Raw genomic sequence first — 15696 nt, 5'->3', positions numbered from 1 at the left:
TGGCTGAAACATGTTATTAGGAGTCTTTATGCTTCTCAGGCGTCTGGCTATCGCTGGCTTTTTTTTCCTATTGGCGCTTATAGTCATTGTCTTCGTATTGGAGAATCTTGACAGTAGTCATGTGACGTTTTTGGGGAGGCAGTCTCCTGAATTTCCTTTGGTGCTCTTGCTGCTATCGTCTTTTGTTATGGGGGGGCTGCTTGTTCTACTAATGAGTCTTCCTGGCTACATGCGCACACGCAGCATGCTTTCTGGCTTGCGTACGGAAGTGGCGAAGCTAAGGACAAGTCCGCTGGATCACTAAGGGCGGCGGAAAGGCTTTGCCGGGAGGGTGATTGCTCGAGGGGTGTAAGGGGCGGAGGAAACTAACCTTCTGTGTGGTTGTCTATGCATGTTGAGCTATTTATCTCGACACTGTCGGATGAAAGGGCTTGTCGAAGGAGGCTTTCGGTTCGTACTCCTTGTATTCTCGAGTCATGCTGGCAAAATGCAGTAGCTTGGAGAGCATGGAGCTGGAGAACGATTTCTGCCTTTGATCGGAACTCCTAACCAAAATCAAGTGATGGATGCATTGTGACCACAGAAAGATCACCCCGTGTTGTCCCTATTGATGGGCAGATCGACCTCGTTGAACTTGCACAAGGTATTCTCAGGCAGAAGTGGTTGATTGCCTCTTTTTTTCTTCTTGCAACGGCCCTCGCCGTTGTTTATGCATTTTATAGTCGGCCAATCTATGAGGCTCGAGCTTCTGTTTTGCCCCCTTCCTTAAATGAAATATCTGGTTTTAATCTTGGGCGAAAAGAGAGTGACCTGGGAGTCTTTTCTGTCAAGGATATATATGACGTCTTTATCAGGAATTTGATGGCTGAAGAGACACGGCAGAATTTCTTCAAGGAAAAGTATCTACCGACCTTGGGAGACAAAGGGGCGGAATCTCTTGATGCATTATATAATAAGTTCAATGATGAATTGCAGATCAAAGCATCGGTGGATGGTTCAGGGCGCTATTTGATTTCTGCTGTAGCTCATGAGTCGGATACAGCAGCTTATTTAGTTGACTCTTATATTGAAATGGTCGCCGGAATATCCAAGAATGAAATGCTCAAAAATATTAAAAGAGACTTGCATGTAAAAAGTGTGAATCTAGAGCAGCAGATAAATATCATGAGGGCAATGGCCAAGACTCGCAGGGAGGATACTATCTTGCGCCTGAGGGAAGCTCTGAAAATAGCCGAAGCCCTGAAGATTGAAAATCCACCCTCGTTTGAGGGGCAAACGGAGCGGCAGCTATCTTCGATCATGATCGGGGAACTTATGTATATGCGTGGGGCGAAAGCTCTGCGGGCAGAGATATCTAGTTTAGAGGCGCGTGAGTCTGATGATTCTTTCATCGGCGGATTGAGAGCTTTGCAGGAAAGATATGCTCTTTATACAAAACTATCTCCTGATGAAAGTCAAGTCTCTGTCTATAGAAAAGATGGGGTCGTTGAAACTTCTGATAAGCCAATAAAGCCGAAGAAATTGATTATAATTGTACTGGGTGCTGTATTTGGTATTTTCCTGGGATGCTTGGTAGGCCTGCTACGCATTGTGCAGTTTAGGCGCTGAAGTAGCTGATGGCATAACGCACATCAGGATTATGTCGATCTCTGGAGCAGATTGAGCTGTGCCGATTTTTTTGAACTTATTTGCTTGAGGGATATGGCTTGAGCTTGGCTAGGAATACTTTTTGGAACTTTTTAGGGGTACTGATTCCTTCCTTGGCGGCGTTGCCTGCTATCGGTTATCTGGCCAGAGTTTTGGGGGTCGAGAATTTTGGGCTTCTGACCTTGTCTTTTGCCATCATTGGATATGCCAGTATATTTGACTTGGGTTTATCCAGAGCTGTTATCAGGGAGGTGGCTCTGAGTTCAGATAAAGGTTCGGAAGTCAACAAGGCTGTTGGGACTTCCTCTGTAGTAGTTACTATTGCGGGTTTCACCTGTGCCTTGCTCTTGTACTTCAATAGCGAACGCTTAGCCTCGTCGTTGGGAGTAACGGCGGGGAACTGGCCAGACGTGGTATTGGGGCTCAACTACCTTAGTTTTGCAATAGTCCCCTTGCTATTGAGTACGGTCTGGTTCTCCTTTTTGGAAGGCCGTGGGGATTTTAGGAACCTGAATTTTCTAAAAATTATTTCTGGTTTGGCTGTTGCTATCATTCCTGCCGCTTGGGTTTGGATAAGTGGGGACGAACGGTTTTCTGTGGCGATGCTGGGGCTCGTAGCCTCTCGTATATTCGTCATGCTGCTGGCGTATGTGTTTTGTGTGCTCCCGTTCGGACTTCGAGTGCACGTTTTTGATTATTTTACTTTCAAGCGTCTGATCAACTATGGCGGCTGGATTACTGTTAGTAATTTTATTAGCCCTGTAATGGTCTATTTTGATAGGTTCTTTATTTCCAGCCATCTGGGGGCGGCAACTGTTGCCTTGTACTCAGCCCCCTCCGAGGTGATTGGAAGGGTTGCCTTCGTTCCCACGTCCATATCCCGGGTCATATTTCAGCGTTTGAGTCTGGATTCTTCTGATAGTATACAAACCAGAGTTGCCTATAAGATGACCTTCGTTGTATGTGGCTTATCTTCAGCTCTTATATTCTTTGGTAGTGACATTATTCTTTCTGTATGGCTTGGTGATAAGTATCTGGGGGAGGCCTCTCTTGTCCTCAAAATCCTTGCTGTTGGCTTTTTGTTCAATTCTCTGGCGCAAATACCTTTTGCCAAAATTCAAGCTGAAGGTAATTCCAGGTTGACAGCTATTTTACATATTTTCGAGGTGCTCCCATATCTGGCTTTGTTGTATTTTCTAGTTCTACATTCTTCCATAGTGGGGGCGGCAATAGCTTGGACTGTCAGGGTGTCTGTCGACTTTCTGCTGTTGGAATATTTCTCCAGGAAATAGAGGGCTAAGCGCAGTGTATATAAGGCTGGATGCTCTTCGGGTCGCTGAGTTTTTTTTCTTGCTGTTCTCTGTTGTTTTTTTGGCGGAAATATCAGTGGGCGGTAGTGGGGCTTGGAGTGAAAAGCTGATTGGTTTTTCGTTTCGTAAACTGCTTTTTGTGTTGATTTCACTTTTTCTAATCCTCATTTTTCTTCTAGAGCGAAAGTGCCTTTCTATTATTTTTTATCTTTCTCTGGTTTCGGTGTTTTTTATTGTTTGGGGGGCGTTCTGCCTTATCTTAACGATTACTGGGGGCGCAATTTTCAAGATGCTTCGTCGCTCTTTGGTTTGACGGCGCTTTGTATTGTTGCTGTCATCGGTTCAGATAGGGTTCTACTGTCTATAGTTTCGGCCGCTTTCTGTTTTTCCTTTGTTCTAGCAGTACTGCACTGTATTCTTTATTTTGGATTTTCTGCCGGGGCGATAGACGTTTCTTGGGTAAATGACTTCTTCTATCAGTATCTTGCTGGGAAGGGAGAGATTTTCATATTTACGAAGGAGCCCAGCATTAGGGTCTTCTGGGCTAGCACTTCCTTTATCTTGGTTGGATATACAATCGCTCTTTTCGGTTTTTTGAAATCGAACGGATTTTTTCGCCGCTTGTTGATTCTTTTTGTGCTCTGGATATTTGTATTTGCGGCTTATGCATCTGATACGAGAGCGTTACTGGGATATATGGCGTTTGTTCCTGTTTCCTATGTTTTCTTTAGGGTTGCTGCTTATCTGCTTTATCCGTTTTCCTCCGGAGTAAAGATCGCGCTTTATGTTTTTGGTATGGTTATGGTGGAGTTGCTTTTGCTACTTGCGGTGACACCCTCGGTACTGAAAGTGCTCGGGTTGAACAAGGAGGGGGAGGGGACTGAACGTGCTGATCAGATCGAAGCGATATATCATACCCTGTCTGAGAATCTATTTTGGGGTATTGGTCTGGGTGGCAACTCCGAGTACCTGATAAGATCGGAGCAGGCACCTTGGTCTTATGAGATGTCGCTCTGGGCACTGGTGATGAAACTGGGGCTCATTGGCAGTGCTATATTGCTCAGTATTCTATATATGGCCTTGCTGATCCCGCGGGCAGGTTTTGTGCCTGGGTTTGAAAAGAGCAAGCTTGTCAGGTTCCTATGTGCGGTCGGCTATGGCTATCTCATCGTTGTGAGTACCAACCCTTTCTTGTTTAGCCTTATCGGCTTTGCAACAATCATGGTTTTTTATTCGTGGTACGTATATGCGGGGCGAAAGAATGTCGGCTGCTAAAAACTTGAGGCTTTATGCTGTAATAGTTGCTTATTTTCCGGAGGAGCATGCTCTGTCCAGTTTGGTCAGGTCTTTGGTTTCTCAAGGGTGCAAAGGTGTTGTGGTTTTTCAGAACTCGCTGCTTTCTTCTGCCTTCATGGATGAACATTCGGATGCCTGTACATTTCTGGGTGAAGGGGAAAACCTAGGCTTGGGAACTGCAATAAACCTATCATTTGACCATCTAAAGTCAAAGGGGGCGGATGCTGTTTTCACCTTTGATCAGGACTCCAGTCTTCATGAAGACTTTGTTCAGCATATGCGTGCCATGTACCAAGGCCTAACTGATAAAGCTATTCCTTTTTCCGCTGTTGTGCCCAGGATAGTGGACAGAAGATCTTTAGATTTTGAATATATACTTCCCGAGATCCAGCAAAAAGAACTTCCTGAGGGCTTGAAATTTTTGAGGATTGGTCTGCAGTCGGGGATGTTGATCAATTATGAAACTTGGTGGGAGCACAAGTTCGATGGTGGACTCTTCATCGAGTATGTCGATACCGAGTGGTGTTATCGTCTCGGATATGAAGGGAGGTATCTCTGTCTCGCCGAAGAGGCTATCATGTATCATGAGGTTTCTGATGAGTTACCAAAAAAGTTTCTTGGGTTTTATTTCTTGAAATATTCGCCTGTGCGTCGTTATTATTTTTTTCGAAACTCTATATTTCTCTTGAGGCAGAGCTACGTTCCTGCTTATTTCAAGTTAAGAATATTGACGGCTTTTGCTAATCGCATCGTTTCAATGATTCTTTTTTCTGACGACAGGCGTCGCTCTTTTAGTTTAACGGTGAAAGGTATTCTTCATGGGTTGGGCTCTGTAAAAGGGCCTTTGCTCTAGGTGGGGTATGGTAAAAAAAGTCTTGATAATAAGTAATAACGCCTTATCTTTTTCGGCTAATAACGGAAGGACCTTGAATTCTTTCTTTGCCGATTATGATGGCGAGAAACTGGCCCAGCTTTTTTTTAATGCTGAGAGGCCTCAATCCAAAGTCGTCAAGCGCTTCTTCAATGTCAGAGCCTTCGAACAGCTGCGCCAACTTTTTTCCAAAGAGCATGAGGCGGGGAGTGATGTTTCGTCATCTGTGAGCAGCGTTGTCACAACTGCGCACGGGCTAGTTTCAAGCTCGGTAAAGGTTCGATTTGTTAGTTTCTTGAATACCTATCTTGAATCCTTGAAACTGTACCTGCGCGATTTAGGTTACCGGTGTGGCCTACAAAAGAATAAGCGGCTAATGGCTTGGGTGGAAAATTTTTCTCCTGAATGCATTTTCTTTGTGGCGGGGAACTGTAAGTTTGCTATCGATTATGCGCTTTTTCTTAGCGCTAGATTGAACATACCGTTGTTTACCTACATCACGGACGACTATGTTCTTTCGAATTGTCCGGTTGGCCCTTTTGGCAAGGCTTATCATCACGGGCTTCATAAGCGTTACGCCGAGCTTTTACAGTCTTCTCGACAGGTTTTCTTCATAGGTGACTCAATGAGGTCCGCTTTTGAGAGTGCATATGGCTCGGGTGGCGAAACACTTATAAATTGCAATTTGATCAGTCAGCCTGTACCTGCGGGTCGGGAGTTCGTGACTCCAGGGCAAGTCAGAGTGGTTTTTGCGGGTGGGCTCCACTTGGGGAGAGATTCTAGTATAATATCCTTTGCCAGACTTATGTCTGGAGTCTGTGGTCAACTGGGTCTTTCGTATAGCATTGATCTTTACTCTGGACAAAGTTTTTCTTCTGCTATGCTTTCACGCTTCGAGGCTTCAGGCATAAGTTACCGAGGATCTGCTTCCTGGGATGATTTGCAGGTTGAGTTCAAGAAAGCGGACTTTCTACTTCATGTGGAAAGTTTTTCGGAGAAATATGCGGAGAAGACCAGGTATTCTCTTTCCACCAAGCTTCCGGAGTATCTATCCAGTGGTGTCTGTGTGATTGGTTTTGGTCCAGAGACGGTTGCCTCCATCAAGCTCCTAAGGGACCACAAAATAGGGTTGGCACTGTCGAAGAATGCTGGTGACATGAATGTGCTGAGCGACGCTATACAGAGTACGTTCATAAGAAGTTCTTTTGGGGAACAGGGTGTTTCATTTGCATGGGCAAACTTTTCTCCTGAGCTGATTAAGAAGAAGCTATATGATTCACTGCAGGAGGTTTAATATGTTTTCTTCGAAGAAATTGCTGATTACGGGTGGTACTGGTTCTTTTGGGAATGCTGTCTTAAAGCGATTCTTGGACACAGATATTGCCGAGATTCGAATCTTCAGTCGCGATGAGAAGAAGCAGGATGATATGCGCAAGCGCTATGGAAGCGCTAAGCTGAAATTCTATATCGGCGATGTTAGGGACTATCAGAGCGTTCTCAATGCCATGCGAGGCGTGGATTTCGTCTATCATGCAGCGGCCTTGAAGCAGGTTCCCTCCTGTGAGTTCCATCCTATGGAGGCTGTGAAGACGAATGTTATCGGAACCGATAATGTCTTGGAAGCGGCGATACAAAGTGATGTGAAAAGAGTCGTTTGTCTAAGCACCGACAAGGCTGTCTATCCCATTAACGCCATGGGTATTTCCAAGGCGATGATGGAAAAGGTGATGGTTGCGAAATCACGTAACCTTGAAACCACTTCCACTGTCATCTGTGGTACTCGTTACGGTAACGTAATGGCTTCGAGGGGGTCAGTGATTCCGCTGTTTATCGAGCAAATGCGTTCTGGCAAACCTCTGACCATTACTGACCCGAGCATGACCCGCTTCATGATGACTCTCTCCGATGCGGTGGATCTGGTGCTTTACGCGTTTGAGCATGGTAACAATGGTGACCTCTTCGTGCAGAAGGCTCCAGCCGCAACGATTGAGGTGCTGGCCACGGCATTGACGGGGCTGCTTGGTAAAGAAGGCTATCCGGTCAATGTAATCGGTACGCGGCATGGCGAGAAACTCTATGAAGCGCTCTTGAGTCGTGAGGAAATGGCTTGTGCCGAAGATATGGGAGACTATTATCGCGTACCGCCGGATTTGCGCGATCTGAATTATAGTAAGTTTGTAGAGCAAGGTGAGGAAAGGATTTCCCATACCGAAGACTATAATTCACACAATACAGATCGTCTGGATGTCAAGGGTATGCAGGAATTGCTGCTGAAGCTTGATTTCATACGTGCTATTCAGCGTGGCGAACAGGCAAACCCCGAGGAATAGGGCATGAGGGTCTTAATAACCGGTGCAAATGGCTTTGTAGGAAAGAACCTTGCTGCTCATTTAGCTGAGCGAAATGATGTCGAGGTTATAACCTTTACGCGCGAGAATAGTATTGAAAGCTTGCCAGGAATTCTTGGCTCGATTGATTTTGTTTTTCATTTGGCTGGTGTCAATCGCCCCGAGAATCCTGAGGACTTCAAATCTGGAAATGCGAATCTGACCAAAGCACTATGTGATGCAATCCGGCGAACTGGTCGTTCTATTCCTCTGCTCTATACATCTTCGACGCAGGCGGAGTTGCAGAATAAATATGGGCTGAGTAAGCGCGATGCAGAGAATTATATTCGAGAGCTGAGTTTGGATACAGGCTCTCCTGTATATATATTCCGCTTGCCGAACGTCTTTGGCAAGTGGTCGCGTCCCAGTTATAACTCTGCGGTGGCGACTTTTTGCTATAATATTGCCAGGGATATTCCCATTCAGATAAATGATCCTACGGCTCAAATTACGCTCGTTTATATCGATGATGTAGTCAAAAAGTTTTTGGCAATTCTCGATGCTCCGGCTTCTAGGGAGCATGAGACTCGAATCGAGCCGCAATACAAGATCACCGTCGGTGATCTTGCCGACCAGATACATGCGTTCCGCGACAGCCGGAAGTCGCTCGTTACGGAGCGCGTAGGTGTCGGCTTGGTGCGGGCCTTGTATTCCACCTATCTCAGCTTCCTCCCCGAGGACCGTTTCAGCTACGAGCTGCCGATGCATGGCGATGCGCGGGGAGTCTTCGTTGAGATGCTGAAAACGCCTGACTCCGGTCAGTTCTCGTTCTTCACTGCACATCCTGGCGTCACTCGTGGTGGTCACTACCACCATTCCAAGACTGAGAAATTCCTCGTAATCAAGGGTAGCGCTCGCTTCAAGTTCAGGAATATTTCCACTGGGGCTTTTTATGAATTATATACCAGTGGCGAAAAGGCCGAAGTTGTCGAAACAGTCCCGGGCTGGACGCATGATATAACGAATGTTGGTTCCGAGGAGATGGTCGTCATGCTCTGGGCGAACGAAATATTTGATCGTGAGCATCCGGATACCTATGCTTGCCCGGTTGGCGAAAAATAAATGACTTGTAGTGAGGCTCTGATGAAGAAGTTAAAAGTTGTCACGGTAGTAGGTACGCGCCCCGAGATCATTCGCCTCTCTCGTGTAATGGCGAAGCTCGACGAGTATTGTGACCATGTTCTCGTCCATACCGGGCAGAATTATGACTATGAGCTCAACGAGATATTCTTTCAAGACCTGGGCATTCGAAAGCCAGATCATTTCCTGAATGCTGCTGGTGCATCCGGAGCGGAAACCATTGGTAATGTAATTATTGCTGTCGATCGAGTGCTCTCGGTAGAGCAGCCAGACGCCTTGCTGGTACTGGGAGATACGAATAGCTGTATGGCGGTACTACCCGCTAAGCGTCGAAAGATCCCAACTTTCCATATGGAAGCTGGCAATCGTTGCTTTGATATGCGTGTTCCCGAAGAAATAAATCGACGAATTGTGGATCACACTGCTGATATCAACCTCACTTATAGCACCATCGCTCGGGATTACTTGCTGCGGGAAGGTTTACCGCCCGACATGGTTATCAAAACCGGTAGTCCTATGTTTGAGGTTTTGAACTACTATAGGGACGGTATTGAGAGTTCTGATGTGCTGGCGCGGCTGGGCCTGGAAGAGAATAGGTTCTTTGTGGTGAGTGCGCATCGGGAAGAGAATGTCGACTCTGAAAGAAACTTCCTTTCGTTGGTCGAGACCCTGAATGAAATTTCGGAAAAGTATGACTTTCCTGTAATTGTTTCCACGCATCCGAGAACGATGAAGCGTGTGGAAGCAATGGGTGTCAAGTTTCATGCCAATGTGCGCTTGCTAAAGCCGTTGGGTTTCAAGGACTACAATAAGCTGCAATTGTCGGCCAAGGCGGTTCTTTCCGACAGCGGTACGATCAACGAAGAATCCTCGATCCTGAACTTCCCCGCCTTGAATATACGTCAGGCTCATGAGCGGCCGGAAGGCATGGAGGAAGCAGCGGTGATGATGGTCGGGCTCGGTCGCGAGCGCGTGATGCAGGGGCTAGAGATTCTCGAGAGCCAGTCTCGTGGAGCTAACCGGCTGCTTTATCTTGTGCATGACTATAGCTGTGATAACGTTTCGGAGAAGGTAGTGCGGATTCTCGTAAGCTATCGAGACTACGTTATGCGTACCGTTTGGAAAAAGTACTAAGTTCTCGTTATGGATAAGGCGAAGCTCAAGGTTCTAGTTGTTACGCAGTATTTTTGGCCAGAAAATATGCGTATTAACGACTTGGTCTCCGACTTTGTCGGGAGAGGGCACGAAGTTACGGTTTTGACGGGGTGCCCAAACTATCCCGAGGGTCGGGTCTTTTCCGGTTTCAAAGAGAACCCGGCCAGCTATTCCTGCTATCTTGGCGCTTCGGTGATCAGAGTTCCCATGCTCCCACGCGGGCTGCGTAGTATACAGCTTGCCTTGAACTACTTGTCGTTCTTCATGAGTGCGTCTTTTTTCGGGGCGTTCAGGCTAAGAAGAAGGAAGTTTGATGTAGTCTTTGTTTACGCTGTTTCACCAATAATGGTAGCCATACCTGCGATTATCATTGGACGTCTAAAAAGAGCGCCAGTATTTGTCTGGGTGCTGGACCTGTGGCCAGAGACATTAAGGGCCGTGGGCGTCCTCAACAGTGATCGGGCTCTTTCTATAGTAGGTAAGATGGTATCTTGGATCTACAACAGAACGGACTATGTATTGGTACAGTCAAAAGCCTTCATGGATAGTGTGGCGAAGTATTGTACCAGGACCATACCCGAAGGCAGGATTATCTACTTCCCGAGTTGGGCCGAGGATGATTTCTCCAATAGTGAATCGGCGAACTCTGCCCTTTTGGAAAGAGATGATTCCGTTTTTACCCTTCTGTTTGCGGGAAATGTTGGAGAGGCGCAGGACTTTCCCTCCATTCTAGATGCCGCGGAGCGTCTACGCCAAGATGTTCCCATGCGTTGGGTGATCGTTGGCGATGGCCGCGCAAGTGCATGGCTTAAGGCCGAGGTTGCAGCCAGGGGATTGGATAATGTCCTGCTGCTGGGCCGGCATCCTCTTGAGGAGATGCCGCCGCTCTTTGCCTTGGCGGACGCTCTATTTGTGTCGCTGAAGACTAATGAAGTATTCGAAAAGACCATCCCTGGGAAGGTTCAAGCCTACCTGGCTTCCGGCAAACCGGTGATCGCGATGATAGATGGAGAGGCATCCAGGGTGATCTCCGAGGCTGGTGCTGGCTACGCATGCGCTTCCGGCGACGTGGAGGCTCTGGTGGACATCATTCGTCGAGCCGCGGCGCTAACTGGGGAGCAGCGAGAAGGGCTTGGTAGAGCCGGGCGAGAATACTATGAATGCAATTTTTCGAAGCAAGCACTTTTGAGTCGCCTGGAGGGGCTCTTCATTGACGCACGCTTGAGAAGGGATGAAAAATGAACAAGGTTTTATTGACCGGTGCCTCAGGGTTCGTGGGTAAAGCATTGGCAGGTGAGCTTCTTCGGCAGGGATATGCATTGAACATGGCTTTCCGACAGATTCCTTCAAAGGTGCTAGATGGGGCTGTCGCTATTCCGGTAGGGAATATCGAGGGTGGCACCCTTTGGAGTGACGCTCTTGCAGGCGTCGATACCGTCATTCATAGCGCTGCTCGTGTTCATGTGATGAATGACCAGGCTCTCGATCCTTTGGCTGAGTTCAGAAAAGTGAATGTCGAGGGAACACTGAATCTCGCTCGGCAGGCGGCAGCAGCGGGGGTCAAACGTTTCGTTTTCGTCAGCTCTATCAAGGTGAACGGCGAGTCTACGACCACGGGTAGTCCATTCAAGCCCGACGATGTTCCAGCTCCTTCCGATCCCTATGGGATCTCCAAGCTCGAAGCTGAAACCGGTCTGCGGCAGGTGTGTGAAGAGGCAGGGATGGAATATGCTATTGTTCGTCCTGTTCTGGTCTACGGCCCTGGAGTGAAAGCCAATTTCCTCAATATGATGAAGTGGTTGGACAAAGGTATTCCTTTGCCTCTGGGGGCCATAAACAATCGCCGTAGTCTGGTGTCGCTGACAAACTTGGTGGATATGCTGGTTACCGTAGCGAGCCATCCTGCTGCTGCTAATCAGGTATTTCTTGTAAGTGATGGAGAGGACCTGTCTACCACTGGTCTTTTGCGAAGAATGGCGGTAGCAATGGGAAAAAGAGCGAATCTGCTGCCAGTCCCTGAATCGTTGCTGAAGACTGCTGCTCTCTTGTTAGGGAAGAAGTCTGTAGGTCAGAGACTCTGCGGGTCTTTGCAGGTCGACATCTCTAAGAATAAGCAGTTGTTGGATTGGAATCCGCCGCTTTCTGTGGACCAAGGACTGCAACGGGCCGCTGAATATTATTTGGAATATCGCTGAAATGTCGATCTGGTGGATTTTATTTCCTGTGGTTTTAGTATCGGCAGGACTTACAGGATTATTGAGATTCTACGCCATCTCAAAAAAAGTCATGGATGTTCCTAACGCCCGCAGTTCTCACACCGTGCCTACGCCGAGAGGCGGTGGGGTGGCTATCGTTCTGACTTTTCTCCTAGTGGCTTTTCTTCTACCCCTATTTTCCATTCTGGAGTGGCGCCAGGCGTTACTTTTCCTACTGGGAGGAGGCGGTGTCGCTCTGCTTGGTTTCCTTGACGACCATGGTCACGTGGCTGCTCGTTGGCGCCTGCTTGGGCATTTCATGGCTGCACTGGTTTCACTCTTTCTTCTGGCTGGTGTGCCGCCGTTCAAGCTACTGGGTTATCAATGGGATTTGGGCTGGGTTGGGGTCGTACTTTTTGCTTTCTATCTCGTCTGGTTGCTCAATCTTTATAATTTCATGGATGGCATAGACGGCCTTGCATGTCTTGAAGCTATCTTTGTCTGTTTGGGAGGAGCACTGGTGTATTGGATGAATGGCAAGACAGCGCTTTCCTTGATCCCCCTGTTGCTGGCTTTTGCTGTTCTCGGTTTCTTGTTTTGGAACTTTCCTCCCGCGAAGATCTTCATGGGTGATGCTGGTAGTGGGTTCCTTGGACTGACTCTGGGAGTCCTATCGATTCAGGCAATGTGGGTCGAGCCAGAGTTCTTCTGGGCATGGCTGATTCTGCTGGGGGTCTTCATCGTGGATGCGACCTACACGCTGGCACGACGCTTGTTGCGTGGCGACAAGGTGTATGAAGCCCATCGGAGCCATGCCTATCAGTATGCCTCCAGGCATTTCGGCAAGCATGCTCCTGTTACACTCGGCGTAACCGGACTGAATTTGGTTTGGCTTCTACCCATGGCGCTTTGGGTGGCAAGTGGCCATCTTGAGCCTGCTCTGGGTATCCTCATAGCTTATACCCCCCTCGTTTTCCTGGCTGTGAAGTTCAAGGCTGGTAAGCTAGAGTCGGTTGGATAGAGCTCTTCAGCTATAGCTATTGAGGGAGTAGGGAATGCTAGATCGCTTTAGAGTAAAACTGTTGTCGATGCCTCGTCGGTGGAAGCGCTTGCTTCAAGTGGCGACAGATATCCTGCTGGTGTGGTTATCGCTGTGGTTGGCATTTGTCGTGCGTCTTGGTACGGACGACATGATTGATATTTTCGGCGAGCATGCGTGGCTCTTCATTGCCGCTCCGCTTATCGCCATTCCATTGTTCATTCGCTTCGGCATGTATCGCGCGGTGATGCGCTATCTCGGTAACGACGCATTGATCGCCATCGCCAAGGCGGTGACCATCTCGGCTCTGGTGCTGTCGCTGGTGGTGTACTGGTATCGTGGCGCGCCGGCGCCGGTGCCGCGTTCCCTGGTGTTCAACTACTGGTGGTTGAGCATGCTGCTGATCGGCGGCTTGCGTCTGGCCATGCGCCAGTATTTCATGGGCGACTGGTACTCTGCTGTGCAGTCGGTACCATTTCTCAATCGCCAGGATGGCCTGCCCAGGGTGGCCATCTATGGCGCGGGGGCGGCCGGCAACCAGTTGGTTGCGGCATTGCGTCTCGGTCGGGCGATGCGTCCGGTGGCGTTCATCGATGACGACAAGCAGATCGCCAACCGGGTCATCGCCGGTCTGCGGGTCTATACCGCCAAGCATATCCGCCAGATGATCGACGAGACGGGCGCGCAGGAGGTTCTCCTGGCGATTCCTTCCGCCACTCGGGCCCGGCGCCGAGAGATTCTCGAGTCCCTGGAGCCGTTCCCGCTGCACGTGCGTAGCATGCCTGGCTTCATGGACCTGGCCAGCGGTCGGGTCAAGGTGGACGACCTGCAGGAGGTGGACATCGCTGACCTGCTGGGGCGCGACAGCGTCGCACCGCGCAAGGAGCTGCTGGAACGGTGCATCCGCGGTCAGGTGGTGATGGTGACCGGGGCGGGCGGTTCTATCGGTTCGGAACTCTGTCGGCAGATCATGAGTTGTTCGCCTAGCGTGCTGATCCTGTTCGAGCACAGCGAATACAACCTCTACAGCATCCATCAGGAACTGGAGCGTCGGATCAAGCGCGAGTCGCTTTCGGTGAACCTGTTGCCGATCCTCGGTTCGGTGCGCAATCCCGAGCGCCTGGTGGACGTGATGCGTACCTGGAAGGTCAATACCGTCTACCATGCGGCGGCCTACAAGCATGTGCCGATCGTCGAGCACAACATCGCCGAGGGCGTTCTCAACAACGTGATAGGCACCTTGCATGCGGTGCAGGCCGCGGTGCAGGTCGGCGTGCAGAACTTCGTGCTGATTTCCACCGACAAGGCGGTGCGGCCGACCAATGTGATGGGCAGCACCAAGCGCCTGGCGGAGATGGTCCTTCAGGCGCTCAGCAACGAATCGGCACCGGTGCTGTTCGGCGATCGGAAGGACGTGCATCACGTCAACAAGACCCGTTTCACCATGGTCCGCTTCGGCAACGTCCTCGGTTCGTCCGGCTCGGTCATTCCGCTGTTCCGCGAGCAGATCAAGCGCGGCGGCCCGGTGACGGTCACCCACCCGAGCATCACCCGTTACTTCATGACCATTCCCGAGGCGGCGCAGTTGGTCATCCAGGCCGGTTCGATGGGGCAGGGCGGAGATGTATTCGTGCTGGACATGGGGCCGCCGGTGAAGATCCTGGAGCTCGCCGAGAAGATGATCCACCTGTCCGGCCTGAGCGTGCGTTCCGAGCGTTCGCCCCATGGTGACATCGCCATCGAGTTCAGTGGCCTGCGTCCTGGCGAGAAGCTCTACGAAGAGCTGCTGATCGGTGACAACGTGAATCCCACCGACCATCCGATGATCATGCGGGCCAACGAGGAACACCTGAGCTGGGAGGCCTTCAAGGTCGTGCTGGAGCAGTTGCTGGCCGCCGTGGAGAAGGACGACTACTCGCGGGTTCGCCAGTTGCTGCGGGAAACCGTCAGCGGCTATGCGCCTGACGGTGAAATCGTCGACTGGATCTATCGCCAGAGGCGGCGAGAACCCTGAGTCATCGTTCTCCGGAAAAGGCCGCCTAGCGGCCTTTTTTGTTTTCTCCGTACGATGTTTCCGGTGCCGGACCAGGAAGCGACTGCTTTGCTGGGGCTGTCGATCCAGGTGCGTTCCACGGCGATAAGGTGGTTTCGTGGATGGGCATGAAGCCCTCTACGTGGTCATTCATCTCTGAAGGAGTGCACCCATGCACCTAATCAAATCCGCTCTGCTTCTCATCCTGTTCGCCTGTCTTCCGTTTTCGGCTTCCGCCGCACCGGTCGCCGTCGCCAAGAATCCGCTGGCCGCAACGACACCTGCGACGACCGTGTCGCCGGGGGAGCAGGTCAATATCAATACGGTCGATGAGGCCGCCCTGATACGGGGGCTCAACGGTGTCGGCGAGGCCAAGGCCAGGGCGATCCTCGAGTATCGTGCGGCCCATGGTCCGTTCGTCTCGGTGGATCAACTGCTGGAAGTGAAAGGGGTAGGCCCGGCGTTGCTGGAGAAGAACCGGTCGCGGATCGTCATCGAGTGAGGTGCGACTGAAGGGGCGAACTTTCGTCACGATAACGAAAAAGCCCCCGGCATGTGCCGAGGGCTTTGAATTTGGCTCCGCGACCTGGACTCGAACCAGGGACCCAATGATTAACAGTCATTTGCTCTACCGACTGAGCTATCGCGGAACAGCGAGGCGTATGTTACTGATTAAAAAGGGGA

General features: G+C 49.9%; 14 protein-coding genes and 1 tRNA gene. 14 read left to right on the top strand and 1 reads right to left on the bottom strand.

The genetic code is table 11. The features are described from left to right. Window positions 1–10: 10 nt before the first annotated feature. The 14 genes from JHD77_RS30015 to JHD77_RS29950 all read left to right on the top strand — a co-directional run bounded on the left by JHD77_RS30015 (window position 11) and on the right by JHD77_RS29950 (window position 15514). Entirely contained in the window at window positions 11–304 is a 294-nt protein-coding gene (locus JHD77_RS30015) for a lipopolysaccharide assembly protein LapA domain-containing protein (protein WP_306277921.1), read from the top strand. A 269-nt stretch (window positions 305–573) separates the two neighbouring features. After that, complete coding sequence (locus JHD77_RS30010) at window positions 574–1608, top strand: LPS O-antigen chain length determinant protein WzzB (RefSeq protein WP_003158828.1); 1035 nt, start codon at window positions 574–576, stop codon at window positions 1606–1608. A 104-nt stretch (window positions 1609–1712) separates the two neighbouring features. Next, on the top strand, window positions 1713–2939 hold the full coding sequence (locus tag JHD77_RS30005; protein WP_078452257.1) for a flippase: 1227 nt from the start codon (window positions 1713–1715) through the stop codon (window positions 2937–2939). A gap of 204 nt (window positions 2940–3143) precedes the next feature. After that, on the top strand, window positions 3144–4232 hold the full coding sequence (locus JHD77_RS30000) for a hypothetical protein (protein ID WP_176484350.1): 1089 nt from the start codon (window positions 3144–3146) through the stop codon (window positions 4230–4232). Continuing rightward, window positions 4219–5106, top strand: a complete 888-nt coding sequence (locus tag JHD77_RS29995) for a glycosyltransferase family 2 protein (RefSeq protein ID WP_023088170.1) — start codon at window positions 4219–4221, stop codon at window positions 5104–5106. Before JHD77_RS30000 ends, JHD77_RS29995 begins: the two co-directional genes overlap by 14 nt. A gap of 73 nt (window positions 5107–5179) precedes the next feature. Then, on the top strand, window positions 5180–6418 hold the full coding sequence (locus tag JHD77_RS29990; protein WP_124124278.1) for a hypothetical protein: 1239 nt from the start codon (window positions 5180–5182) through the stop codon (window positions 6416–6418). 1 nt (window position 6419) lies between these two features. Further along, the gene (locus JHD77_RS29985) at window positions 6420–7454 is read left to right on the top strand and encodes a polysaccharide biosynthesis protein (protein WP_003104571.1); all 1035 of its coding nucleotides are present in this window, start codon (window positions 6420–6422) and stop codon (window positions 7452–7454) included. 3 nt (window positions 7455–7457) lie between these two features. Beyond that, window positions 7458–8573 (top strand): UDP-2-acetamido-2,6-beta-L-arabino-hexul-4-ose reductase, encoded by a 1116-nt coding sequence (wbjC, locus tag JHD77_RS29980; protein ID WP_003104573.1) that lies wholly within the window; start codon window positions 7458–7460, stop codon window positions 8571–8573. Window positions 8574–8594: 21 nt separating this feature from the next. Continuing rightward, window positions 8595–9725 carry a non-hydrolyzing UDP-N-acetylglucosamine 2-epimerase gene (wecB, locus tag JHD77_RS29975; RefSeq protein WP_003104575.1) on the top strand — a complete coding sequence of 377 codons (1131 nt, stop codon included), beginning with the start codon at window positions 8595–8597 and terminating at the stop codon, window positions 9723–9725. A 9-nt stretch (window positions 9726–9734) separates the two neighbouring features. Then, window positions 9735–10988, top strand: coding sequence for a glycosyltransferase family 4 protein (locus tag JHD77_RS29970; RefSeq protein ID WP_031754249.1), 1254 nt, complete (start codon window positions 9735–9737; stop codon window positions 10986–10988). After that, on the top strand, window positions 10985–11941 hold the full coding sequence (locus JHD77_RS29965; RefSeq protein WP_003104579.1) for a UDP-glucose 4-epimerase family protein: 957 nt from the start codon (window positions 10985–10987) through the stop codon (window positions 11939–11941). The genes JHD77_RS29970 and JHD77_RS29965 overlap by 4 nt, the downstream gene beginning before the upstream one ends. Window position 11942: 1 nt before the next feature. Next, window positions 11943–12962 carry an MraY family glycosyltransferase gene (locus tag JHD77_RS29960; RefSeq protein WP_003158833.1) on the top strand — a complete coding sequence of 340 codons (1020 nt, stop codon included), beginning with the start codon at window positions 11943–11945 and terminating at the stop codon, window positions 12960–12962. Window positions 12963–12996: 34 nt separating this feature from the next. Next, window positions 12997–14994, top strand: coding sequence for a polysaccharide biosynthesis protein (locus JHD77_RS29955; protein ID WP_023088173.1), 1998 nt, complete (start codon window positions 12997–12999; stop codon window positions 14992–14994). A gap of 190 nt (window positions 14995–15184) precedes the next feature. Continuing rightward, complete coding sequence (locus tag JHD77_RS29950) at window positions 15185–15514, top strand: ComEA family DNA-binding protein (protein WP_003091430.1); 330 nt, start codon at window positions 15185–15187, stop codon at window positions 15512–15514. 72 nt (window positions 15515–15586) lie between these two features. Here JHD77_RS29950 and JHD77_RS29945 read toward each other — a convergent pair. Next, window positions 15587–15662 (bottom strand) — tRNA-Asn (locus JHD77_RS29945). Window positions 15663–15696 lie beyond the last annotated feature (34 nt).

It is taken from the genome of Pseudomonas sp. P20 (genome assembly GCF_016463925.1).
GTDB lineage: Bacteria > Pseudomonadota > Gammaproteobacteria > Pseudomonadales > Pseudomonadaceae > Pseudomonas > Pseudomonas aeruginosa.
The sequence above is the reverse complement of the archived record's forward strand: the minus strand, read 5'-3'. Positions and strand labels throughout refer to the sequence as shown.

Excerpts from the sequence above, each read along its gene's own strand:
- JHD77_RS30015 (WP_306277921.1), top strand. The coding sequence starts at position 11 with ATGTTATTAGGAGTCTTTATGCTTCTCAGGCGTCTGGCTATCGCTGGC.
- JHD77_RS29995 (WP_023088170.1), top strand. The coding sequence starts at position 4,219 with ATGTCGGCTGCTAAAAACTTGAGGCTTTATGCTGTAATAGTTGCTTAT.
- JHD77_RS29985 (WP_003104571.1), top strand. The coding sequence starts at position 6,420 with ATGTTTTCTTCGAAGAAATTGCTGATTACGGGTGGTACTGGTTCTTTT.
- wbjC (WP_003104573.1), top strand. The coding sequence starts at position 7,458 with ATGAGGGTCTTAATAACCGGTGCAAATGGCTTTGTAGGAAAGAACCTT.
- wecB (WP_003104575.1), top strand. The coding sequence starts at position 8,595 with ATGAAGAAGTTAAAAGTTGTCACGGTAGTAGGTACGCGCCCCGAGATC.
- JHD77_RS29970 (WP_031754249.1), top strand. The coding sequence starts at position 9,735 with ATGGATAAGGCGAAGCTCAAGGTTCTAGTTGTTACGCAGTATTTTTGG.
- JHD77_RS29965 (WP_003104579.1), top strand. The coding sequence starts at position 10,985 with ATGAACAAGGTTTTATTGACCGGTGCCTCAGGGTTCGTGGGTAAAGCA.
- JHD77_RS29960 (WP_003158833.1), top strand. The coding sequence starts at position 11,943 with ATGTCGATCTGGTGGATTTTATTTCCTGTGGTTTTAGTATCGGCAGGA.
- JHD77_RS29955 (WP_023088173.1), top strand. The coding sequence starts at position 12,997 with ATGCTAGATCGCTTTAGAGTAAAACTGTTGTCGATGCCTCGTCGGTGG.
- JHD77_RS29950 (WP_003091430.1), top strand. The coding sequence starts at position 15,185 with ATGCACCTAATCAAATCCGCTCTGCTTCTCATCCTGTTCGCCTGTCTT.